We start from the raw sequence: 21,123 nt of genomic DNA on the forward strand, positions 1-21,123 counted from the left end.
GCGCTTGAGGACGGACGTCCTCGCCCACCCGGCGGTACCGGCGCCCACCGAGCCTGTCTGGGGGTCCCCCCACGCCGCAGGGCGTAGGGGGAGTTCGAGGACGGACACGCGGGACGACCGGGCGGTACCGGGCAAGGCCCGGGGGTCCGGGGGCTTGCCCCCCACACGGCGGAGCCGCACATCGACACAGCGGGAAGGGGCGGGGCGGGGGGAGGCCCGCCGCAGGCGCCCCCGACCCGCGGCCCACGCAGCCCGCGCGTTCGCACTGCTGCTCAGCGCGCTCCTCACCATGGCCCTCGCCCTCACGGGCAGCCCCGCCGCGGCCGAGGGCAGGCCCGCCGTCACCCTCTCCGCCCAACAGGCCGGCAAGGGCGGCGACATCACCGTCCGCGGCACCGGCTGGCGCCCGGGCGCCCTGCTGATGATGCTGATCTGCGGCCAGTCCACGCCCGACAGAGGCGTGATCGGCGGCACCAACTCGTGCGCCAACGCCGACGGCCGTGCCGTCACCACCGACGCCAAGGGCACCTTCAGCAAGCAGATGCCGGTCGCAGAACCCCCCAAGCCCTGCCCCTGTGTGGTGCACGTGGCCACCGTCACCGGGGAACAGGCCACCGTGGACGCGCCGTTCACCGTCGCCGGCCACCCCACCGCCCCGCTCCCTCAGCCCACCGGCGGCGGAAAGCTCGCGGTGCTCGCGACCGTCGAGCTGCGCGGGTCGAGCGGGCTGCTCGTGTGGTTCGGCGCCCCGCCGAGCCGCGAGCTCGTCTTCACGGTCGGCAATCTGGGCTCGGCCCCGGTCGAGAACCCCGTCTTCCAGGTCGGCACCGCGCACGGCGTCTTCGCCCCGCAGTGGGAGGAGCGGCAGTGGCGCGGCACGATCGAGCCTGGGAAGAAGGCCCAGGTCAGGCTGCCCGTCCAGCTGTCGGCGGGCGCGCACGGCGATTACCAGGTCTCCGTGAAGTACGGCTCGAAGGTGCTCGCCGAACAGCCCTGGGGAGTGGGCCGGCCGTGGGGCGTGACGCTCTTCTGGCTGCTGCTGGCCGTCGTCGTACCGGCCGCGCTGTTCCGGATCGGGATGGCGGTCGTGGACCGCGTGCGGCCGCACCGCGGCGGTGGCCGTCACCGGAACGCACCGCCCGGCACCACCACTCCCACCCCCGCCCCGGCCCCGGCCGCGGGCCGGACCGTACCCACCACCACGGTGGCACTGCCGTGGTTCACCCCGGACTCCGCACCGTCAGAGAACCGACCCACGACGAAGGGACACACGTGAGCACGCAACGGAGGATGAGCGCGGCAGGGGTCGCGCTGATGCTCTGCGGCGCGGGGATCCTGCTGACCGCGGGACCGGCCCACGCCGCCGAGGTGTCGTACAAGACGGAGTGCATTCCCCCGGCGATCTCCGGCCTGCCGCCCGTTCAGGGCACCACCAAGGTCCAGATCACCGCGCCCGCGGAGGCGAAGGTCGGCGACGAGATCGAGGTGGTCTGGAAGACCGTCGAGGCCGCGTCCAAGAACCCCGACGTCCTCGACCTGGAGAAGGACACGGTCAAGCCGACCGGCACGATCAAGGTCGCCGGGGCGCAGACCGCAGACCTGGCGATGGACGGACCGCGGCAGAACCCGCCGATCCCGAAGAACAGCCCCATGGTGCTGCCCGACATGAAGGGCAAGCTGAAGCTGACCGCGCCGGGTGAGATCAAACTGACGCCGGACAAGTACAACATCAACGTCTCCAAGCCGATCTCGACGGACACGAAGTGCTCGCCGAAGGAGACCGTGCAGCCCGGTGCGACGATCAAGGTGACGGACGGCGGGGGCGGCACGACGGGCGGTCTGCCCACGACGGGCGGCACGACCGGTGGTCTGCCGACGACGGGCGGTACGACGGGCGGTCTGCCGACGACGGGCGGCCTGATCACCGGCGGCGGCGCCTCGGGCGGCAGCGACTCAGGGGGAACGACGGCGGGAGGCACGAGCAGCTCCGGCGGCAGCGACTCCGGCGGGACCACGTCGGGCGGCAGCACCACCGGCGGCGGCACGTCCGGGGGCAGCACCGGCGGCGGTGGCGGCCAGACCGACTTCGAGGGCAAGGAGGTCGAGGTCGCCTATTCCTGCAAGACCCCCATCGGCGACAAGAACGCCGTCTCCCCGGTCAGGATCAACGCCAAGAAGAACGGCGGCGACTTCGACCTCACCGTGAAGTTCTCCAAGTCCGTCATGGACAGCCCGGCCGACATCCCGGCCGACTCCGTCAAGCCCTCCATGGAGGTCAAGCTCGGCGGCGCGGACAAGGGCTTCGTCCATGTCGAGGGCCCCACGAACAAGGAGCCCATCAAGGCAGGCGACCCGATCGAGATCCCCGACCTGACGGGTACGTACAAGCCGGGCGCCGGCGGAAAGTCCACGCTCAGCCCGGGCGTCCTCACGGTCAAGGCCCTCGGTACGACGACGACCTGCACCCCACCGGCCAATGTCGAGGTCTCCCTCGAACTCGACACCTCCGAGCAGCCGGGCGGCGCATCGGGCGGCTCCGCCTCCGGCTCGGCAGGCGGCAGCGACGCCTCGGGCGGCGGCCTCGCCGAGACCGGAGCCGAGGACGGCGAGGCCCTCCACGCCCTCGCCCTCGCGGCGGGCACGGTGATCCTGCTGGGCGGCGCGGTCTTCACGTTCACGCCGTGGCGCAGGCTGCGGGGCACGACCCGCTGACATCGGTTTTGTGAACGGCGAAGGGCCGCCGCACCGATCCGGTGCGGCGGCCCTTCGTGCACAGAGCGCGGACGGACGACGTCAGTGGACGTTGCCCATGAGCTCCTGGACCTTCTTGCGGTACATCCAGATCGCCATACCCGCGACCGCGGCGAGCGCGGCCTGCAGGGCGATGATGCCCGTACCGTTCAGGTCGACGCCCGCGAGCGAGAGAAGACCCGTGGCGCAGTCGCCCGCGGTGACGGCGAGGAACCACACGCCCAGCATCTGGCTGGAGTACTTCTGCGGGGCCATCTTCGTGGTCACCGACAGACCCACCGGGGACAGGCACAGCTCGGCGATCGTCTGGATCATGTAGATCGAGACCAGCCACATCGGGCTGACCTTGGCGCCGTCGCCAGCCATGGCCATCGGCACGATGAAGACGAAGAACGAGGCGCCGACCAGGACCAGGGCCATCGCGAACTTCACGATGGTGTTCGGCTCCTTGTTGCGGCGCGCCAGCGCCAGCCACATCCAGGCGAAGACCGGGGCCAGCGCCATGATGAACAGCGGGTTCAGCGACTGGAACCAGGTGGCCGGGAAGCCCAGGCCGAACAGGGTGTCGGCGGTCTTGCTGTCGGCGAAGAGCGACAGGGTCGAACCACCCTGGTCGTAGATCATCCAGAAGACGGCCGCGGCGACGAAGAACCAGATGTAGCCGGAGACCTTGGACTGCTCGACCTTGTCCAGGTCCTTGTCGCGCTTGATGCGGACCAGCACGGCGACCGGGATGAGCAGACCGGCCAGGGTGATCGGGACCAGCGCCCAGTTCAGGGTGTACATGCCCAGGGCGACGACGATGCCGTAGAACGCGGCGATGAGCGCGGCGCCGACAGCGACCTTCGTGAGGACAGCCGTGCGCTCCTGCGGGGTCAGCGGGTTCGGGACGACGCTGCTCTTCGGGCTCAGGTTGCGGGTGCCGACCAGGAACTGGATCAGACCCAGCGCCATGCCGACCGCGGCGAGCAGGAAGCCGAAGTGCCAGCTGTGCTTCTCACCGACGGTGCCGATGACCAGCGGCGCGGCGAAGGCACCGAGGTTGATGCCGATGTAGAAGATCGTGAAGCCGCCGTCACGGCGCGGGTCGTCCGGACCGTCGTAGAGGTGGCCCACCATCGTGGAGATGTTGGCCTTGAGCAGACCGGAGCCGACCGCGACGAGCACGAGACCGACGAAGAACATCGCCTGACCGGGCAGGGCGAGCGAGACATGGCCCGCCATGATGACGAAGCCCGCGATGGTGACGGTCTTGCGGGCGCCCCAGACGCGGTCGCCGAACCAGCCGCCCGGCATGGCCATGAGGTAGACCATCGAGACGTAGACGGAGTAGATGGCCGTGGCCGTGACCGCGGTCATCGCCAGGCCGCCGCCCTGGCTGCCGGTCGCGGCGTCGGCGCCGCCGGAGACCAGGTACAGAACGAGAAGGGCCCGCATGCCGTAGTAGGAGAAGCGCTCCCACATCTCGGTCATGAAGAGAGTGGCCAGGCCGCGGGGGTGGCCGAAGAAGGTCTTCTCGCCGGAGGGGGCCCCGGCGGTGTCCTTCGTCAGGCTGGACGCCATGGTCGATCCTTGCTGCTCGGGACGCGTCGCTTCGTGAGCGGGTTTCGCGCCCGGTGGGGGGCGGCCGGCACCGGCAGGGAGCGGTCCCGCCCCACGCCCGAGGGGCCCGTCATTCGTTGCGTACGAAGACGAGGGACACGTCCGCACCGGGATCCACGCCCCGCGCGCGGCGTCGCGCGTGAGGCCCGGCCCACAGGTCATTCACTGTCTCGGGACCGGTGATGACCGGACCCGCGCAGAAAAGAGACCCTTGGCGCTAAGCAGCCAAAGGTCCCCGAGTAGTGCTAAAGGCGTCTCGCCACCATACGACACGACAGTGGGGGATATGGAAGGACTTGAGACATGGATCACAGGCATTCCCGGAACCGTCTGCCCCGAATCGAAGGTCACTAACAGGATCTCATCCCACACCCGCAGGTCTGGTGGATCACCCTCCGACGTGTCCCTCTCGCGGACTACCATCAGCCCATGACCCGTGTACTGCTCGCCGAGGACGACGCATCCATCTCCGAGCCACTGGCCCGTGCGCTGCGCCGGGAGGGTTACGAGGTCGAGGTCCGCGAGGACGGTCCGACCGCCCTCGATGCGGGACTCAAGGGCGGGGTCGATCTGGTCGTGCTGGACCTCGGGCTGCCCGGTATGGACGGCCTCGAAGTGGCCCGCCGCCTTCGTGCCGACGGGCACACCGTGCCGATCCTGGTGCTGACCGCCCGCGCCGACGAGGTGGACACGGTGGTCGGCCTGGACGCCGGCGCCGACGACTACGTCACCAAGCCGTTCCGCCTCGCCGAGCTGCTCGCCCGGGTCCGCGCCCTGCTCCGCCGCGGCGCCACGGAGCCGGCTGCCGCGCCCGCGACGCACGGCGTGCGGATCGACGTCGAGTCGCACCGCGCCTGGATGGGCGATGAGGAGCTCCAGCTCACGGCCAAGGAGTTCGACCTGCTCCGGGTCCTGGTGCGGGACGCGGGCCGGGTCGTCACGCGCGACCAGCTGATGCGCGAGGTCTGGGACACCACGTGGTGGTCCTCCACCAAGACCCTCGACATGCACATCTCCTGGCTCCGCAAGAAGCTCGGCGACGACGCGGCGAATCCCCGCTACATCGCGACGGTGCGCGGCGTCGGCTTCCGCTTCGAGAAGAGCTGACCCGGGTCGGCACGTCCGGCGTCCGACGACGGATACGCGGGCCGCCGCGACGGTACCGGGCACCCTCACAGCCCGTCTGGGGGTCCCCCCACGCCGCAGGGCGTAGGGGGAGTCCGAGGACGGACACCCGGGGCCGCCCCGACGGCCCCGTACGCTCGAAGTCGCACTCGTCATTGCGTCATCGCGTCACCCGCCCGGAGGGCAGCACCGTGCGCCGCCGTCTCATCAGTTCCACGCTCGCCGTGGTGCTCGTCGTCATCGCCGTCTTCGGGGTCTCCCTCGTCATCGTCGAGACGCGCACCATCAGCAACAGCGCCCAGGAGAGCGTGGACTCCGAGGCGCTGCGCCTGGTCAGCGTCGTCGAGTCGCGGGTCCTGGAGCGGGCGCCGGTCGACGCCGACGCGCTCGCCGAGCAGATCGGGCCCGAGCGGTACGCCCTGATCCGCGTCCCCGGGAGCGCCCCGATCGAGATCGGCGAGCAGCCGTCGGGCGGTGTGATCCGCTCCACCGTCACCGGGGAGCAGGGCGAGAGCGTCACCGTCGAGGAGTCCCGCTCCACCGTCACCCGCGAGGTCGGCCGCACGCTGCTGATCATCGGCGCGGTGGCGCTGCTCGCCGTCGTCGCCGCGGTCCTTCTCGCCCTGCGACAGGCGAACAAACTCGCCTCACCGCTCACCGACCTCGCGGAGACCGCCGAGCGCCTCGGATCGGGGGACCCCCGCCCGCGCCACCGGCGCTACGGCGTCCCGGAGCTCGACCGGGTCGCGGACGTCCTGGACTCCAGCGCGGAGCGGATCGCCCGGATGCTCACCGCCGAGCGCCGGCTCGCCGCGGACGCCTCGCATCAGCTCCGTACGCCCCTGACCGCGCTCTCCATGCGGCTGGAGGAGATCTCCGCCACCGACGACCCGGAGACGGTGAAGGAGGAGGCGAGTGTCGCGCTCGCCCAGGTGGAGCGGCTCACGGACGTCGTCGAGCGGCTGCTGACCAATTCGCGCGACCCCCGCACCGGCTCCGCCGTCGCCTTCGACCTCGACGAGGTGGTCAAGCAGCAGATCGAGGAGTGGCGCCCCGCCTACCGCAGCGCGGGCCGCGCGATCGTCTGCTCCGGCAAGCAGGGCATGCGGGCCGTGGGGACGCCGGGCGCCGTGGCCCAGGTGCTGGCCGCGCTGATCGAGAACTCTCTGATGCACGGCGGCGGCACGGTCGCCCTGCGCACCCGCGTCACCGGAAATCAGGCGGTCATCGAAGTGACCGACGAGGGTCCTGGCGTACCGGCCGATCTCGGTGCGCGGATCTTCGAGCGGACGATCAGCGGCCGGAACTCGACGGGCATCGGGCTGGCCGTGGCCCGTGATCTGGCGGAGGCCGACGGCGGCCGGCTGGAGCTGCTCCAGCAGCAGCCGCCCGTCTTCGCGCTGTTCCTGAGCCGGGAGGCACGCCGTCTCAAGGAACGCCCCGGTGAGCACGAGCGCCCGGTCCGTTGAGGGGACCGGGGGACCGCCCGATCCGTTGAGGGGACCGGGGGACCGGGGACCAGGCCCCGCCCCGTCGTCCAGTGGCCGGGCTCAGCTGCCGACGCGGTCGGGCTGCTCCGCCCGCCGCTGCTCCAGGAACGATTCCGCCCTCTGCACGGCCTCGCGCGCGGGCAGCGCCCGGAACACCCAGGTGCGGTACGACCAGAAGCGGAACAGCGTCGCGACGCCGATCCCGAAGAACTTGAAGAAGTTGCTCTGGAGCGGGCTGTCCCAGTCGAAGCCGTACGTCGCCGTGTACAGCACACCGTTCTCGATGACCGCTCCGGCCGCGCTGAACAGCAGGAACAGCGTCAGCTCCTTCGTACGGCCGCTCTTGTCGCGGTCCCGGTACGTGAAGTAGCGGAAGCCCACATAGTTGAACAGGATCGCGATGAAGGTCGCCAGGAGACTCGCACGCACCACCGGGATCTCGGTGGTGTGCCGCAGCAGGTTGAACACCGCCATATTGACGAGCAGGCCAAGCGCGCCGACAGCGCCGAACTTGGCGACCTCGCGCGCGAGCCGGTCCAGTCGCACACGCAGTGCGCGCCGTTCGCTCATGGTGATCGCTGGCCCCGTCCGTTCGGCGTCGTTCGGCATCTTCGAAACGTCAACCCCATCACTCTAACCAGCACCCTCGTGTGTTGCCTGTGGACAATCGCAAAGGTGTCGCCGGGCTGTGGCATCGCCCAGTTGCCGGAGCGGTCCGGCTTGGCGGATACCCTGAGAGAGTGACGTTCCCGGTAGTCGGCATGGTCGGCGGCGGTCAGCTCGCCCGCATGACCCACGAGGCGGGCATCCCCCTCGGCATCAGATTCAAGCTCCTCAGTGACACCCCCCAGGACTCGGCGGCCCAGGTGGTCAGCGAGGTCGTCATCGGCGACTATCGCGACCTGGACACGCTGCGTGACTTCGCGCGCGGCTGCGATGTGATCACTTTCGATCACGAGCATGTGCCGAGCGAGCACCTGCGGACCCTGGAGGCGGACGGCGTCGTCGTGCGCCCGGGGCTCGACGCCCTGGTGCACGCCCAGGACAAGGGGGTGATGCGCGCCCGGCTCGACGAGATCGGCGCGCCCTGCCCCCGTCACCGCATCGTCGCCGACCCGGCGGACGCGGCGGCCTTCGCGGCGGAGGTCGGCGGCTTCCCCGTCATCCTCAAGACCGTGCGCGGCGGCTACGACGGCAAGGGTGTCTGGTTCGTACGGAGCGAGGAGGACGCCGCCGACCCGTTCCGCGCGGGCGTCCCGGTCCTGGCCGAGGAGAAGGTCGACTTCCGCCGCGAGCTGGCGGCGAACATCGTCCGCTCCCCGCACGGCCAGGCCGTCGCGTATCCCGTCGTGGAGTCGCGGCAGGTCGACGGGGTCTGCGACACCGTGATCGCGCCCGCCCCTGACCTCGACCCCGAGCTGGCCGGCCAGGCACAGGAGCTGGCGCTGCGGATAGCGAAGGAGCTCGGTGTCGTCGGACACCTCGCGGTCGAGCTGTTCGAGACGACCGACGGGCGCATCCTCGTCAACGAGCTGGCCATGCGGCCCCACAACTCCGGCCACTGGACCCAGGACGGCGCGATCACGTCCCAGTTCGCCAATCACGTACGGGCCGTGCTGGACCTGCCCCTCGGCGACCCGCGGCCCCGGGCGAAGTGGACGGTCATGTGCAACGTGCTGGGCGGCGACTACCCCGACATGTATGCGGCATATATGCACTGCATGGCACGGGATCCGCAGCTCAAGATCCATATGTATGGCAAGGACGTGAAGCCCGGCCGCAAGGTGGGGCACGTCAACACCTACGGCGACGATCTCGACGACGTGCTGGAGCGCGCCCGTCACGCAGCCGACTACCTCAGAGGAACGATCACCGAATGACCTCCCCTCTCGATTCGGCCCCTCTCGTCGGCATCGTCATGGGCTCCGACTCCGACTGGCCCGTCATGGAAGCCGCGGCCCAGGCCCTCGACGAGTTCGAGATCCCGTACGAGGTCGACGTCGTCTCCGCCCACCGCATGCCGCGCGAGATGATCGCGTACGGCGAGGAGGCCGACGGCCGCGGCCTGAAGGCGATCATCGCGGGCGCGGGCGGCGCGGCCCACCTCCCGGGGATGCTCGCCTCGGTCACCCCGCTGCCGGTCATCGGCGTGCCGGTCCCGCTGAAGTACCTCGACGGCATGGACTCGCTGCTGTCCATCGTCCAGATGCCCGCGGGCGTGCCCGTGGCGACGGTCTCGGTCGGCGGCGCGCGCAACGCGGGCCTGCTCGCGGCGCGCATCCTCGCGACACAGGACCCCGACCTGATGAGCCGGATGCGGGAGTTCCAGCAGGAGCTGAACGACCAGGCGACGGAGAAGGGCAAGCGGCTGCGTACGAAGGTCGAGGGCGCGGCGGCCTTCGGCTTCGGGAAGTAGGGCGGCGACCCGGTGGACTTCCTCGCAGAGGCCCGATCCCTGCTCGCCTCCCACCCTGTCGTCGACGGCCACAACGATCTGCCGTGGGCGCTGCGCGAGCAGGTGCGCTACGACCTGGACCGGCTCGACGTCGCGGCCGACCAGACAGGCCGCCTGCACACCGACATCCCGCGGCTGCGGGCGGGCGGCGTCGGCGCGCAGTTCTGGTCCGTGTACGTACGCAGCGACATGGTCGGCGACGAGGCGGTCAGCGCCACGCTGGAGCAGATCGACGTGGTGGGCCGGCTCCTCACCCGCTACCCGGCGGACCTGGCGCGTGCCCTGACCGCGGACGACATGGAGGCGGCGCGCAAGGACGGCCGTATCGCCTCGCTCATGGGCGCGGAGGGCGGCCACTCCATCAACAACTCGCTCGCCACACTGCGGGCGCTGTACGCGCTTGGCGTCCGCTACATGACGCTCACGCACAACGACAACAACGACTGGGCCGACTCGGCGACCGACGAGCCCGGCGTCGGCGGTCTCTCCGCGTTCGGCCGCGAGGTCGTGCGCGAGATGAACCGCACCGGCATGCTCGTCGACCTCTCGCACGTCGCCGCGACGACGATGCGGGACGCGCTGGACACGTCCGCGGCGCCGGTGATCTTCTCCCACTCGTCGGCGCGGGCGATCTGCGACCATCCGCGGAACGTCCCGGACGCAGTGCTGGAGCGGCTGCCGGCGAACGGGGGCCTGGCGATGGCCACGTTCGTGCCGAAGTTCATCCTGCCCGAGGCGGTGGCCTGGACCCTCGCGGCGGACGAGAACATGCGCGCCCACGGCCTGCACCCCCTCGACACGACCGAGGCCGGCATGAAGGTCCAGCGGGCCTTCGAGGCGGCGAATCCGCGCCCGATGGCCACGGCCTCGACGGTTGCGGACCACCTCGACCACATGCGCGAGGCCGCGGGCATCGACCACATCGGCATCGGGGGCGACTTCGACGGCACGGCGTTCACCCCGGCGGGCCTGGAGGACGTCGCGGGCTACCCGAACCTGATCGCGGAGCTGCTGCGGCGCGGCTGGTCGACGGCCGACCTGGCAAAGCTGACCTGGCAGAACGCGGTCCGGGTGCTCCGGGACGCGGAAGCGGTCGCGAAGGACCTCCAGAAGACCCGAGCCCCCTCGAACGCGACGCTGGAGTCCCTCGCCTGAGTCCTCTCAGCCCGTCCGGCTCCTGAGGCGGGCCCGCACCTTGCAGCCGGTCCGGTTCCTGAGGCGGGCCCGCACCTTGCAGCCGGTCCGGCGTTTGAGGACGGACACACCGGGTGCCGCCGCGGTACCGGACCCCGCCCCGCGCCAGCGGCTTCCCGCTATCCGGCCCTTCGGGCCCGGTACGCCCGCATCTTCGCGCGGGCGCCGCACACCGCCATCGAGCACCACCGGCTCCGACCGGCCGGACTCCGGTCGTAGTACGCCCACCGACAGTCCTCGGCCTCACACGCCTTCAGGCGCTGCCATGTCCCCTCGGCCGCCGCGGTGGCAATCGCCGCGGCGACGCGCGACACGAGCGAGGCCGGGTCCGCGGGCCGGAGCGCCGCCGCGCCCGCCCCGTCCACGCCCACCAGCAGCGGCGCGTCCGACAGCAGCCGGTCCAGCGCGGCCACGTCTCCGGGCGCGCGGTGCCCGGCGTGTGCCAGGCAGGCGGCGCGCAGCGCCTCGCGGAGCTCCCGGGCGTCCGGTACCTGGTCCTCCGAGAGACCGAACGCGGCCCGGCCGTCCGCCGTGTCCAGGGCGTCGGCGCCGGTCTCGACGTTCAGCGTGTTGACCAGGGACTCGACCAGCGCGAGACCTCCTGGTGCGGGCGCCCTGTCATTCATGGTTGCGACGTTACCTCCGAGCCGCCACTATGGGGTAACTCGTTACCGGTACTCAGCAGCAACCGGTAACGCCGCAGCCGTACGAAAGGAAGCACCATGGCCATCGCCACCGTGGGAACCGTCGTCCTGGACTGCCCCGACCCGCGCGCACTCGCCGCCTTCTACGCCGAGATCCTCGGCGGCCGGCCGGAGGCCGACGGCGACGACTGGGTCGTTCTCAAGGGGTACGAGGGCACGCTCCTGGCCTTCCAGGCCGCCCCCGGCCACGTACCGCCGCAGTGGCCCGCCCCCGACGCCTCGCAGCAGTTCCACCTCGACCTCACCGTCGAGGACCTGGACACGGCGGAGGCCCGGGTGCTGGCGCTCGGCGCCAAGCCGCTCGACACGGACGACCGCTCACGCAGCTGGCGGGTCTACGCTGACCCGGCCGGCCACCCCTTCTGTCTCTGCGCCTGCTGAAACCCGCGAGCAGGCGCAAGCAAGCTCAGGCGCAAGCAGGCTCAGGCGCAAGCAGGCTCAGGCGCAAGCAGGCGCAAGCAGGCGCAAGCAAGCTCAGGCGCGAGGCCGGCCCATCGCCCGGTACGTCCACCCGGCCTCGCGCCACAACGCCGCGTCCAGGGCGTTCCGCCCGTCCAGCAGTATGCGGCGGGACGCCACCTCGCCCAGCTCCGCCGGGTCCAGCTCACGGAACTCGCGCCACTCGGTCAGATGCAGCACCACGTCCGCGCCCCGCACCGCGTCCAGCGCACTGTCCGCGTAACCGAGTGTCGGGAAGACCTGGCGGGCGTTGTCCATGCCCTTCGGGTCGTACACCGTCACCTGGCCGCCCTGGAGGTGGATCTGCCCGGCGACGTTCAGCGCGGGCGAGTCCCGTACGTCGTCCGAGTCCGGCTTGAAGGTCGCGCCGAGCACCGCGACCCGCTTCCCGAGGAAGGAGTCACCGCCCACGGCCTCCCGCGCCAGCTCCACCATGTGCCCGCGGCGCCGCATGTTGATCGAGTCGACCTCGCGCAGGAACGTCAGCGCCTGGTCCGCGCCCAGCTCGCCGGCCCGTGCCATGAACGCCCGGATGTCCTTCGGCAGACAGCCGCCGCCGAAGCCGATCCCGGCCCGCAGGAACTTCGCGCCGATCCGCTCGTCGTAGCCGATCGCCTCCGCGAGCTTCGCCACATCGCCGCCCGCGGCCTCGCAGACCTCGGCCATCGCGTTGATGAACGAGATCTTCGTCGCCAGGAAGGAGTTCGCGGAGGTCTTCACCAGCTCCGCCGTCGGGAAGTCCGTCACCACGAACGGCGACCCCTCCGAGACCGGCGTCGCGTACACGTCGCGCAGCACCTTCTCCGCGCGCTCGCTCGCCACACCGACCACGATCCGGTCCGGGTGCAGCGTGTCCTGGACGGCGAAGCCCTCGCGCAGGAACTCCGGGTTCCACGCCAGCTCCACGCCCTCCGGCGACCGCTCGGCGAGCACCTTGGCGAGCCGGTCCGCCGACCCGACCGGCACGGTCGACTTGCCGACGACCAGCGCGCCGCTCTTGACACGCGGCGCGAGCGAGTCGAAGGCGGCGTCGACGTACGACATGTCGCACGCGTACTCGCCGTGCTTCTGCGGGGTGTTCACGCACACGAAGTGCACATCGCCGCCGAACTCCTCGAGCTCGTCCCACGAGGTCGTGAAGCGCAGCCGTCCGCTCGCGCCGGGGATCCCCGCGACGTGCTTCTCCAGCAGCTCCTCGAGCCCCGGCTCGTACATCGGCACCCGGCCGGCCGCCAGCATCTCGATCTTCGCGGGTACGACATCGAGGCCGAGAACCTCGAAGCCCAGCTCCGCCATGGCCGCTGCGTGTGTGGCGCCGAGGTATCCGGTGCCGATCACGGTGATCTTGAGGGCCATGCGGTGCTCCTGAAGGGGGACGAGGGGAGTGCCGGGCCGAGCATAGTCGGGTGGGGCCAGGGGCATTTTTCCGCTGTCGGCAAGCTCACGTATGCCGGCCCGGGACAGACCACTAAAATTTGTATTACTTAACGGTAGTTAGCGGCCGCTCAGGGGAGCCAGAGACCTTGGCGCCAAAGGGAGATTTGCACAGTGCCTGACTTCGACCTGTACCGCCCGTCCGAAGAGCACGACATGCTCCGCGAGACGGTCCGCTCGCTCGCCGAGGCGAAGATCGCGCCGTTCGCGGCCGCGGTCGACGAGGAGGCCCGCTTCCCGCAGGAGGCCCTCGACGCGCTGGTCGCCTCCGACCTGCACGCCGTGCACGTCCCGGAGGAGTACGGCGGCGCGGGCGCCGACGCTCTCGCGACCGTCATCGTCATCGAGGAGGTCGCCCGCGTCTGCGCCTCGTCCTCGCTGATCCCCGCCGTGAACAAGCTGGGCTCGCTCCCGGTGATCCTCTCCGGCTCCGAGGATCTGAAGAAGAAGTACCTGGGCCCGCTCGCCAAGGGCGACGCGATGTTCTCGTACTGCCTCTCCGAGCCGGACGCCGGCTCCGACGCCGCGGGCATGAAGACCAAGGCGGTCCGCGATGGCGACCACTACATACTCAACGGTGTGAAGCGCTGGATCACCAACGCCGGCGTCTCCGAGTACTACACGGTGATGGCCGTCACCGACCCCGAGAAGCGCTCCAAGGGCATCAGCGCCTTCGTCGTCGAGAAGGGCGACGAGGGTGTCTCCTTCGGCGCTCCGGAGAAGAAGCTCGGCATCAAGGGCTCCCCGACCCGCGAGGTCTACCTCGACAACGTCCGCATCCCCGCCGACCGCATGATCGGCGCGGAGGGCACCGGCTTCGCCACCGCGATGAAGACCCTGGACCACACCCGCGTCACCATCGCGGCCCAGGCCCTCGGCATCGCCCAGGGCGCCCTCGACTACGCCAAGGGCTACGTCCAGGAGCGCAAGCAGTTCGGCAAGGCCATCGCCGACTTCCAGGGCATCCAGTTCATGCTCGCCGACATGGCCATGAAGCTCGAGGCCGCCCGCCAGCTCACCTACTCGGCGGCCGCCAAGTCCGAGCGCGTCGACGGCGACCTCACCTTCTTCGGCGCCGCCGCCAAGTGCTTCGCCTCCGACGTCGCCATGGAGATCACCACGGACGCGGTCCAGCTGCTCGGCGGCTACGGGTACACCCGCGACTACCCGGTCGAGCGCATGATGCGCGACGCCAAGATCACGCAGATCTACGAGGGCACCAACCAGGTCCAGCGGATCGTCATGGCCCGCAACCTGCCGTAAGGCCTGCCCGCACCGGCACGAGGCACCCCGTCCAGCGGGGTGCCTCGTGGTGTTGCTGGGGTGCTCGCGCGCCGCACGTACGTGCGTTCAGCCGTACGGATGAACGTCGACGGCCCCGCCGACCGCAGGCAGGATCGGCGGGGCCGTCGCGTCGGCGTCAGCGCGTCAGCGGTTGGACGTGACCGTGATCGGGTCGTCGTTCTTGATCTCCTGCACGAGCTGCTTGACCTTGGCCTTGTCCCAGACGAGGTTGCCGCCGCGGCTGCCCGAGATCGGGATGTTCATGGACTTGCCGTTGCCACTGTTGATGCCCTTCATCGCGAAGAACATCTGACCCAGGTCGAACAGGGACATGTCCTTGTCGACGACGAGGGTGTCCAGGCCCGCGCCCAGCGTCGGGTAGAGCTTGAACGGGTTGAGGATCGTGCCCGGGGTGGCCGCCTGGTTGGCGAGGGCCGCGAGGAACTTCTGCTGGTTCTTCGTGCGGTCCAGGTCGCTGCCCGCGAAGGCGTAGCGGGTGCGGACGAAGGCGAGGGCCTGCTCGCCGTCCAGGGTCTGCTTGCCGGCCTGGAAGTCGGCGCCGGAGTTCTTGTCCTTGAAGGCCTTCGGGATGTCCATCTCGACACCGCCGAGGGCGTCCACGATGTTCGCGAAGCCGGCGAAGCCGATCTCGGCGTAGTGGTCGATGCGCAGGCCGGTGTTGTACTCGACGGTGCGGACGAGCAGCTCGGGGCCGTCCTCCGCGTATGCCGCGTTGAGCTTGACCCGGCGGCCCGTGCCCTTGAACGTCTTGCCGGACTCGGAGCCGACGAAGGTGGGTATCTCCACGTCCGAGTCGCGGGGGAGCGAGATCATCGTGTTCCCGTTGCCGCAGGCCGCGAGGATCATCATCGAGTCCGTGCGCTTGCCCTCGGCGGAGCCGGTGTGGAGCTTCTTCTTCTCCTCGGCGCTCATGCCCTCGCGGCTGTCGGAGCCGACGATCAGATACGTCGTGCAGTCGCCCTCCTCGGGCCGGTCTATGACCTTGGAGAGGTCGACCTCGCGGCGCATCTTGGAGTCGGCCCAGAAGTACGTGCCTATGGAGACGCCGAGCACGGTGACGAGGACGACGACCGTCCCGACCTTGAAGCGGCGGCCCCAGCGGGGTGCGGGGCGGCCGTACGCGGGCGGGTCGTCGTCGTATCCGTCGTAACCGCCGCCGTGACCGCCACCACCGGACGGGCTGCCGTAGACCTGGCCCGTGTTGTAGCCGCTGTCGTACGGGGCGTCGTAGTCGTCGTACCCATGCGACTGCTGCTGCGGGACCGGCCGGCGCTGCACATGGCGCATGGCGCGAGCGCCCTCGGGCTCGCCCTGACTGCCGCGTCCGTATCCATCGGGCCACTCATTCATGCGGAACAGTGTGCAGGCCGGGGTCCGGGCACTGACAGGGCGGGTGGTGAATCGGGTCTGGGCTGTTGCCAAGCTGATGCAAATGCACCGGTCCGCAGGTCGCCGCATAGGGTGGACGGCATGACAGATCAGGCCCAGCACCCGGAGGGCGACATTCCGGGTAAGCCCACCGCGGCGTCGCGCACCACCCTCAGCCACATCATGACCGGCTCGGACACCAACCTTCTCGGCACGGTGCACGGTGGCGTGATCATGAAGCTGGTGGACGACGCGGCGGGCGCGGTCGCGGGCCGCCACTCGGGCGGGCCGGCCGTCACCGCGTCCATGGACGAGATGGTCTTCCTGGAGCCGGTCAGGGTCGGGGACCTGGTCCATGTGAAGGCTCAGGTCAACTGGACCGGGCGGTCCTCGATGGAGGTCGGCGTACGGGTCCTGGCCGAGCGCTGGAACGAGTCGACGCCCGCGACGCAGGTCGGCTCCGCGTATCTGGTCTTCGCGGCGGTCGACGCGGACGGCAAGCCCCGTCAGGTGCCGCCCGTGATCCCGGAGACGGAACGCGACAAGCGCCGCTACCAGGAGGCCCAGATCCGCCGCACCCACCGGCTGGCCCGGCGCCGCGCGATCAAGGAGCTCCGCGAGAAGCGCGCGGCGGAGGGGTACGAGGACTGACGCCCTCGCGCGCCCCCTCCCGCCCGGCGGCCGGTGTGTCCGTCCTCGAACGCCGTGCGGGCCGGATGCGCGGGCCGGTCCCGCACCCTCAGGGGCAGACCACCTCGTCCCCCGTGAGCGTCTCGAACCTGCCCTTGCCCTTGGGCGGGGTCTCCGCGCGGACCGGGGTCACCTTGGTGAAGTCCGTGCCCGCCGTGACATGCAGGGTCGGGCCCAGGCCCTTGACCGGGCGGAGCTCGACGCCGGGGAGCGCGGCCGCGAGGGACTTCGCCGAGCGGTCCCAGCGGGGGTCGTACGAGACGACCGTGCGGCGCAGATCACGGCGGTCGCTGTTCAGCGGCCTCCGGGTCGTCGCGAAACCGGTCGCGCCGAGCTCGGCGTCCACGCGCGCCCCGAGACCGCCGATGCGGGTGCCGTTGTAGACCTGGACCCGGATCTGCCTCGGCGGGACGTCGACGACGACCTTCGCCGCTGCCGTCCCGCGGTGCGCAGTCTTCTTCGTCCGCTTCGGCGACAGCGGCCGGTCCTCGCGCAGGGCCCGGAAGAGCTGCTGAGACTTCACGGGGTCCCACTTCACCGTGGAGCCGATGCCCCTGACCGGATGGCTGACGTCCCTCACCGGCACGGACGTGAACTCCGACGACGCCAGTGTGATGCCCCGCATCGCCTTCGCGAGCGTCAGCATCTGATCGGCCCCGAACCCCTTGTCGGCCCGCACCGAATTCAGCACCGTATTGCTGACCTGGCGGAACTTCACCGGGTTCAGCAGCACCCCGCTGCCCGTCGCCTGCTGGATGAGCGCCGCCATGAACCGCTGCTGGCGCTGCATCCGGCCCAGGTCCGCCGCCGCGTCGATGTGCCGGGACCGTACGTACTGCAGCGCCTTCCCGCCGTCCAGCTCGTGCGTGCCCGCCGGCAGATCCAGACCGGTGTACGAGTCCTTCATCGGCCGGGCCGTGCAGATCCGCACCCCGCCGACCGCGTCCACCGTCTTCATGAAACTCGTGAAGTCGATCTCCACATAGTGGTCGACCTTCACCTTCGTCATCTTCTCGACGGTCCGCACCGTCAGCGCGGGCCCGCCCTCCGAGTACGCCGCGTTCAGCTTCACCGGGTGGGGCATGTGACGCTTCCCGCTCACCGCGTCCGTGTGCGCGGGGATCTCCGCGTACGAGTCGCGCGGCAGGCTCACGACGCTCGCCCGCTGCCGGTCCGCCGAGATGTGCACCAGCATGATCGTGTCGGTGCAGCGGCAGGGCGCGCCTCCGAGCCGGTACTTGCGGCGCTCGTCCCGCGTGATCCGGTCCCGGCCGTCGGTGCCGACGAGCAGGATGTTCGTTCCGTGCCCGGACTCCGGCCGGTTCTTCATGTCCTTGAACGGGTCGACCCGGCCGATCCCGGTGCCGAGCCCCGTCACCAGCGCATGCCCGATCCCGCCCACGCCCAGCACGAGCATCGACAGCGCCGTCGCCACCCGGAGCCCCAAGCGCGGCCGCCGCCGGACCGCGGCCCGGGGCTGAGGTCTGCGGTGCGGCGGCTGCACGCGGGCCGCGGACCTCGGACGGGGCGAGCGGGGCGGTGTGGGCACGAGGGCACCTCCGCGGGTGGTGTGGCAGGCGGCCGGTGGCATTCGGGGCGGGATCCCGGGAACTGTAGGCCGATACGACCGGGGCCCCCGGGCGGCGCGCACCGGTGTCCCCCGTTCGCGGTAACGTGGCGGGCGATACTGCTGTCTCCCGGGACGACCCCCGGACCCCCGAGGAAGCCATGCCCGCCCCCACCCCAGCCGTCTCCGTGATCATGCCGGTCCTCAATGAGGAGCGGCATCTGCGCGACTCGGTCCGTCACATCCTGGAGCAGGAGTACGACGGTGAGATGGAGGTGGTCATCGCGCTCGGCCCGTCCACGGACCGTACCGACGAGATCGCTGCCGAGCTCGTACGCGAAGACTCCCGCGTCCACACCGTGCCCAACCCCACGGGGCGTACGCCCGCGGCGCTCAACGCCGCCATCAAGGCCTCCCGTCATCCGATCGTGGTACGGGTCGACGGCCACGGCATGCTGTCGCCCAACTACATCGCCACCGCCGTCCGCCTCCTCGAGGAGACCGGCGCGCAGAACGTCGGCGGCATCATGCACGCCGAGGGCGAGAACGACTGGGAGCACGCCGTCGCCGCCGCGATGACCTCGAAGATCGGGGTGGGCAACGCCGCCTTCCACACCGGCGGGCAGGCGGCTCCCGCGGAGACCGTGTACCTGGGTGTCTTCCGCCGTGAGGCGCTGGAGCAGCAGGGCGGCTACAACGAGGAGTTCATCCGCGCCCAGGACTGGGAGCTGAACTTCCGGATCCGCGAGGCGGGCGGGCTGATCTGGTTCTCGCCCGAGCTCAAGGTCCAGTACCGGCCGCGGCCCTCCGTGAAGGCGCTCGCCAAGCAGTACAAGGACTACGGCCGCTGGCGCCATGTCGTCGCCCGCTACCACCAGGGCTCGATCAATCTGCGCTATCTCGCCCCGCCGGCCGCGGTGTGCGCGATCGCCGCAGGCATCGTCGTGGGCGCCGCGGTCACCCCCCTGGGCTTCGTCGTCCCGGCCGGCTATCTCGCGGCGATCACCGCCGGCTCGGTCCCGGCGGGCAAGGGCCTGCCGCTGAAGGCCAGGCTGCAGATCCCGGTGGCGCTGGCCACGATGCACATGTCATGGGGCTTCGGCTTCCTGACCAGCCCGCGCTCGCTCGCGAAGAAGGTCATCGCGAGCCGCCGGCCGGCGGTACGGACCGCCTGAGCACAGGTACCACGAACCGAGAGGGCCCCGGGTGCGCGCACCCGGGGCCCTCTCGTATGCCGCTTCACCTCACCAGGTGAAGCCGTCCTGCACGTCCATACAGGCCTCGGTGTCACCGCCGTTGAGCGGTCGCGCCGACTTCGGCGCCTTGCCGTCGTCCTGCACCGCGGTCTTCGGATACGTGGTGCCCTCGCGCCAGTCGGCACCGACCACCAGCGTGACGCCCGACACCTCGGTGGACTTCTTCACCGAGGAGACCGGAATCCCGAGCGCCTTCGCGACCGCCTGGGCGTCGCCCTCCAGGTCGACGCTCGGGAAGTACACGACGGTCCGGTCCTGCGGATCGCTCTGCGTCTCCGCCTTCGCCTCGGTGAAGCCCTTGCCGTCGAGTACGCCGGCGATCTCCGCCGCCCGGCCCCTCGCCGCCCCCAACTCGGGTGTGTACGTGCCGTTCCGCACCATCACACCGATCTCACCCACGGGAGCGGCCGGGTCCTTCGTGGCCTCCGGCGCCTTGCGCTTGGACGCCTTGCCGTCCAGCGGGATGTCCTCGCGGACCATCCGGAACAGCTGCTCGGCGTCCGGCTGCTTGGGCTCGACCCTGCCCTGGAAACGGGGCTTCTGCGAGTAGAAGTTCGGCATGGTCGTCATGGTGATGCGCTCGGTGGGCACCCGCTTGAGCTCTTCGGCCAGGTCGTACAGCTTGGTCACCGTGTTCAGGCCCGTGTCCACGGTGAGCGCCGACGTGGCGGCCCCGGCCAGCTTGCGCAGCTTGTTCGGGTCGGTGAGCTTGGTGTTCTTCCGAAGCTCCCGGACCATCGAGTTCATGTACATGTGCTGCGCATGGGTACGGGCCAGGTCGGTGCCGTCCTCGAATCCGTACCGCGTACGCAGCCACTGCAGCGCCTGCTCGCCCTTCACGGGGTGCGTGCCCTCCGGCAGTTTCAGGCCGGAGCCCTTGCCGTCGCGGCTGCGCGAGTGGATGTTCTTCTTGACGCAGACCGGCACGCCGCCGATCGCGTCGGCCATGGAGACGACGCCGGCGAAGTCGACCATCATGAAGTGGTCGATGGTGATGCCGGTGAGCTGGTACCAGGTGGCCACCGTGCAGCCGGGGCCGCCGCGGTTGAGGGACTCGTTGGTGAGGATCCAGCCGGTCGCCTCGAAGGTCTTGTCGTTCTCCCGGTCCTTGCACTCAGGGATCTTCAGCACGGTGTCCCGCGGCATGCTGATCACGGACATGTTGCTGCGGTCCGCGGAGAGGTGGACGAGCATCTGCACGTCCGCGAGCGGTGGCCCGTCGAAGGTCTCCTTGGCCCCGCCGAGCTCCTGGTTCTCCTTGGAGTTCCGGGCGTCGGAGCCGATCAGCAGGATGTTGAGCGGCGTCTGTCCCGCGGCGTTGACCTGGTGCTGGCGCATCTCGCCGCCGAGATTCAGGTCCTCTTTCTTGATGCTGCTGTTGAGATGGCGGATGTAGAGGTAACCGGCACCCGCCGTGCCGAGTATCAGCAGCGACAGCACGGACGCGACCCAGCGGAACACCCGCCGCTTGCCGCGTTTCCCGCGCCGGGGCGGGTTGCCGTGCCGGCCCGCGCCCTCGGGGCGGGCCGGATGCGTACCGTCCGCATCGCCGCGGCCGGCGTCGCCGGCTGCCGCCCGGCCGCCGCCCGCCGGGGCGTCGTCCTCGTACAGGCTGTCGTCCCAGCCCCGTTCACCGGCGTGCCGGACGCGCTCACGCGTCCCCTCCCCACGCACGCTGCTCTGTCCCACCCCTGGACCCCCTGTTGTCTTTTCAGGCACGCCG

At 70.6% G+C, this 21,123-nt stretch carries 18 protein-coding genes; 11 read left to right on the top strand and 7 right to left on the bottom strand.

From position 1 onward, the window contains the following. The first annotated feature begins 289 nt into the window (after positions 1 to 289). Together ACWCXB_RS19740 and ACWCXB_RS19745 are read left to right on the top strand one after the other, a co-directional pair. A complete protein-coding gene (locus tag ACWCXB_RS19740; protein WP_450724523.1) occupies positions 290 to 1,276 on the top strand; it encodes a hypothetical protein in 987 nt (328 codons plus the stop codon). Positions 1,277 to 1,290: 14 nt separating this feature from the next. Continuing rightward, positions 1,291 to 2,712 carry a hypothetical protein gene (locus ACWCXB_RS19745; RefSeq protein ID WP_450724525.1) on the top strand — a complete coding sequence of 474 codons (1,422 nt, stop codon included), beginning with the start codon at positions 1,291 to 1,293 and terminating at the stop codon, positions 2,710 to 2,712. An 81-nt stretch (positions 2,713 to 2,793) separates the two neighbouring features. Here the strand turns inward: ACWCXB_RS19745 and ACWCXB_RS19750 are convergent, their stop codons facing one another. Continuing rightward, a complete protein-coding gene (locus ACWCXB_RS19750) occupies positions 2,794 to 4,314 on the bottom strand; it encodes a peptide MFS transporter (protein ID WP_450724527.1) in 1,521 nt (506 codons plus the stop codon). A 468-nt stretch (positions 4,315 to 4,782) separates the two neighbouring features. Here ACWCXB_RS19750 and ACWCXB_RS19755 point away from each other — a divergent pair, with 468 nt between their 5' ends. Continuing rightward, entirely contained in the window at positions 4,783 to 5,460 is a 678-nt protein-coding gene (locus tag ACWCXB_RS19755; RefSeq protein WP_385416791.1) for a response regulator transcription factor, read from the top strand. 209 nt (positions 5,461 to 5,669) lie between these two features. Continuing rightward, a complete protein-coding gene (locus ACWCXB_RS19760; protein WP_450724529.1) occupies positions 5,670 to 6,947 on the top strand; it encodes an ATP-binding protein in 1,278 nt (425 codons plus the stop codon). Between the two features lie 81 nt (positions 6,948 to 7,028). Here the strand turns inward: ACWCXB_RS19760 and ACWCXB_RS19765 are convergent, their stop codons facing one another. Beyond that, complete coding sequence (locus ACWCXB_RS19765) at positions 7,029 to 7,538, bottom strand: GtrA family protein (protein WP_450724586.1); 510 nt, start codon at positions 7,536 to 7,538, stop codon at positions 7,029 to 7,031. Positions 7,539 to 7,708: 170 nt separating this feature from the next. Here ACWCXB_RS19765 and ACWCXB_RS19770 point away from each other — a divergent pair, with 170 nt between their 5' ends. From ACWCXB_RS19770 to ACWCXB_RS19780, 3 genes are read left to right on the top strand one after another with little or no spacing between them, the layout of a single operon-like run. Further along, positions 7,709 to 8,848, top strand: coding sequence for a 5-(carboxyamino)imidazole ribonucleotide synthase (locus ACWCXB_RS19770; protein ID WP_450724531.1), 1,140 nt, complete (start codon positions 7,709 to 7,711; stop codon positions 8,846 to 8,848). Next, positions 8,845 to 9,384, top strand: coding sequence for a 5-(carboxyamino)imidazole ribonucleotide mutase (gene purE, locus ACWCXB_RS19775; protein ID WP_450724533.1), 540 nt, complete (start codon positions 8,845 to 8,847; stop codon positions 9,382 to 9,384). The genes ACWCXB_RS19770 and purE overlap by 4 nt, the downstream gene beginning before the upstream one ends. 12 nt (positions 9,385 to 9,396) lie before the next feature. Next, positions 9,397 to 10,578 carry a dipeptidase gene (locus ACWCXB_RS19780; protein ID WP_450724535.1) on the top strand — a complete coding sequence of 394 codons (1,182 nt, stop codon included), beginning with the start codon at positions 9,397 to 9,399 and terminating at the stop codon, positions 10,576 to 10,578. A gap of 158 nt (positions 10,579 to 10,736) precedes the next feature. On the opposite strand, the gene ACWCXB_RS19785 is transcribed toward ACWCXB_RS19780, so the two are convergent. Next, complete coding sequence (locus tag ACWCXB_RS19785) at positions 10,737 to 11,243, bottom strand: CGNR zinc finger domain-containing protein (protein WP_450724537.1); 507 nt, start codon at positions 11,241 to 11,243, stop codon at positions 10,737 to 10,739. Between the two features lie 96 nt (positions 11,244 to 11,339). Here ACWCXB_RS19785 and ACWCXB_RS19790 point away from each other — a divergent pair, with 96 nt between their 5' ends. Continuing rightward, a complete protein-coding gene (locus ACWCXB_RS19790) occupies positions 11,340 to 11,702 on the top strand; it encodes a VOC family protein (protein ID WP_450724539.1) in 363 nt (120 codons plus the stop codon). Between the two features lie 93 nt (positions 11,703 to 11,795). Here ACWCXB_RS19790 and ACWCXB_RS19795 read toward each other — a convergent pair whose 3' ends face one another. Beyond that, positions 11,796 to 13,136 (bottom strand): UDP-glucose dehydrogenase family protein, encoded by a 1,341-nt coding sequence (locus tag ACWCXB_RS19795; RefSeq protein WP_450724541.1) that lies wholly within the window; start codon positions 13,134 to 13,136, stop codon positions 11,796 to 11,798. A gap of 183 nt (positions 13,137 to 13,319) precedes the next feature. Here ACWCXB_RS19795 and ACWCXB_RS19800 point away from each other — a divergent pair, with 183 nt between their 5' ends. Next, positions 13,320 to 14,477 (top strand): acyl-CoA dehydrogenase, encoded by a 1,158-nt coding sequence (locus ACWCXB_RS19800; protein ID WP_450724588.1) that lies wholly within the window; start codon positions 13,320 to 13,322, stop codon positions 14,475 to 14,477. Positions 14,478 to 14,642: 165 nt separating this feature from the next. Here the strand turns inward: ACWCXB_RS19800 and ACWCXB_RS19805 are convergent, their stop codons facing one another. Continuing rightward, complete coding sequence (locus tag ACWCXB_RS19805; RefSeq protein ID WP_450724543.1) at positions 14,643 to 15,869, bottom strand: LCP family protein; 1,227 nt, start codon at positions 15,867 to 15,869, stop codon at positions 14,643 to 14,645. Positions 15,870 to 15,989: 120 nt separating this feature from the next. Here ACWCXB_RS19805 and ACWCXB_RS19810 point away from each other — a divergent pair, with 120 nt between their 5' ends. Further along, a complete protein-coding gene (locus ACWCXB_RS19810; protein WP_450724545.1) occupies positions 15,990 to 16,538 on the top strand; it encodes an acyl-CoA thioesterase in 549 nt (182 codons plus the stop codon). Positions 16,539 to 16,626: 88 nt separating this feature from the next. Here the strand turns inward: ACWCXB_RS19810 and ACWCXB_RS19815 are convergent, their stop codons facing one another. Continuing rightward, positions 16,627 to 18,126: an LCP family protein gene (locus ACWCXB_RS19815; protein ID WP_450724547.1), complete on the bottom strand. Its 1,500-nt coding sequence runs from the start codon at positions 18,124 to 18,126 to the stop codon at positions 16,627 to 16,629. Between the two features lie 179 nt (positions 18,127 to 18,305). On the opposite strand from ACWCXB_RS19815, the gene ACWCXB_RS19820 reads away from it, so the two are divergent. Continuing rightward, the gene (locus ACWCXB_RS19820) at positions 18,306 to 19,319 is read left to right on the top strand and encodes a glycosyltransferase family 2 protein (RefSeq protein WP_450724549.1); all 1,014 of its coding nucleotides are present in this window, start codon (positions 18,306 to 18,308) and stop codon (positions 19,317 to 19,319) included. 69 nt (positions 19,320 to 19,388) lie between these two features. Here ACWCXB_RS19820 and ACWCXB_RS19825 read toward each other — a convergent pair whose 3' ends face one another. Next, positions 19,389 to 21,089, bottom strand: a complete 1,701-nt coding sequence (locus ACWCXB_RS19825) for an LCP family protein (RefSeq protein WP_450724551.1) — start codon at positions 21,087 to 21,089, stop codon at positions 19,389 to 19,391. Between the last annotated feature and the right edge of the window lie 34 nt (positions 21,090 to 21,123).

It is taken from the genome of Streptomyces sp. NPDC001514 (assembly GCF_053597075.1).

Bases quoted from the DNA above. Each gene is read 5' to 3' on its own strand.
- ACWCXB_RS19740 (WP_450724523.1), top strand. From the start codon at position 290: ATGGCCCTCGCCCTCACGGGCAGCCCCGCCGCGGCCGAGGGCAGGCCC.
- ACWCXB_RS19745 (WP_450724525.1), top strand. From the start codon at position 1,291: ATGAGCGCGGCAGGGGTCGCGCTGATGCTCTGCGGCGCGGGGATCCTG.
- ACWCXB_RS19750 (WP_450724527.1), bottom strand. From the start codon at position 4,314: ATGGCGTCCAGCCTGACGAAGGACACCGCCGGGGCCCCCTCCGGCGAG.
- ACWCXB_RS19755 (WP_385416791.1), top strand. From the start codon at position 4,783: ATGACCCGTGTACTGCTCGCCGAGGACGACGCATCCATCTCCGAGCCA.
- ACWCXB_RS19765 (WP_450724586.1), bottom strand. From the start codon at position 7,538: ATGAGCGAACGGCGCGCACTGCGTGTGCGACTGGACCGGCTCGCGCGC.
- purE (WP_450724533.1), top strand. From the start codon at position 8,845: ATGACCTCCCCTCTCGATTCGGCCCCTCTCGTCGGCATCGTCATGGGC.
- ACWCXB_RS19785 (WP_450724537.1), bottom strand. From the start codon at position 11,243: ATGAATGACAGGGCGCCCGCACCAGGAGGTCTCGCGCTGGTCGAGTCC.
- ACWCXB_RS19790 (WP_450724539.1), top strand. From the start codon at position 11,340: ATGGCCATCGCCACCGTGGGAACCGTCGTCCTGGACTGCCCCGACCCG.
- ACWCXB_RS19795 (WP_450724541.1), bottom strand. From the start codon at position 13,136: ATGGCCCTCAAGATCACCGTGATCGGCACCGGATACCTCGGCGCCACA.
- ACWCXB_RS19805 (WP_450724543.1), bottom strand. From the start codon at position 15,869: ATGAATGAGTGGCCCGATGGATACGGACGCGGCAGTCAGGGCGAGCCC.
- ACWCXB_RS19810 (WP_450724545.1), top strand. From the start codon at position 15,990: ATGACAGATCAGGCCCAGCACCCGGAGGGCGACATTCCGGGTAAGCCC.
- ACWCXB_RS19820 (WP_450724549.1), top strand. From the start codon at position 18,306: ATGCCCGCCCCCACCCCAGCCGTCTCCGTGATCATGCCGGTCCTCAAT.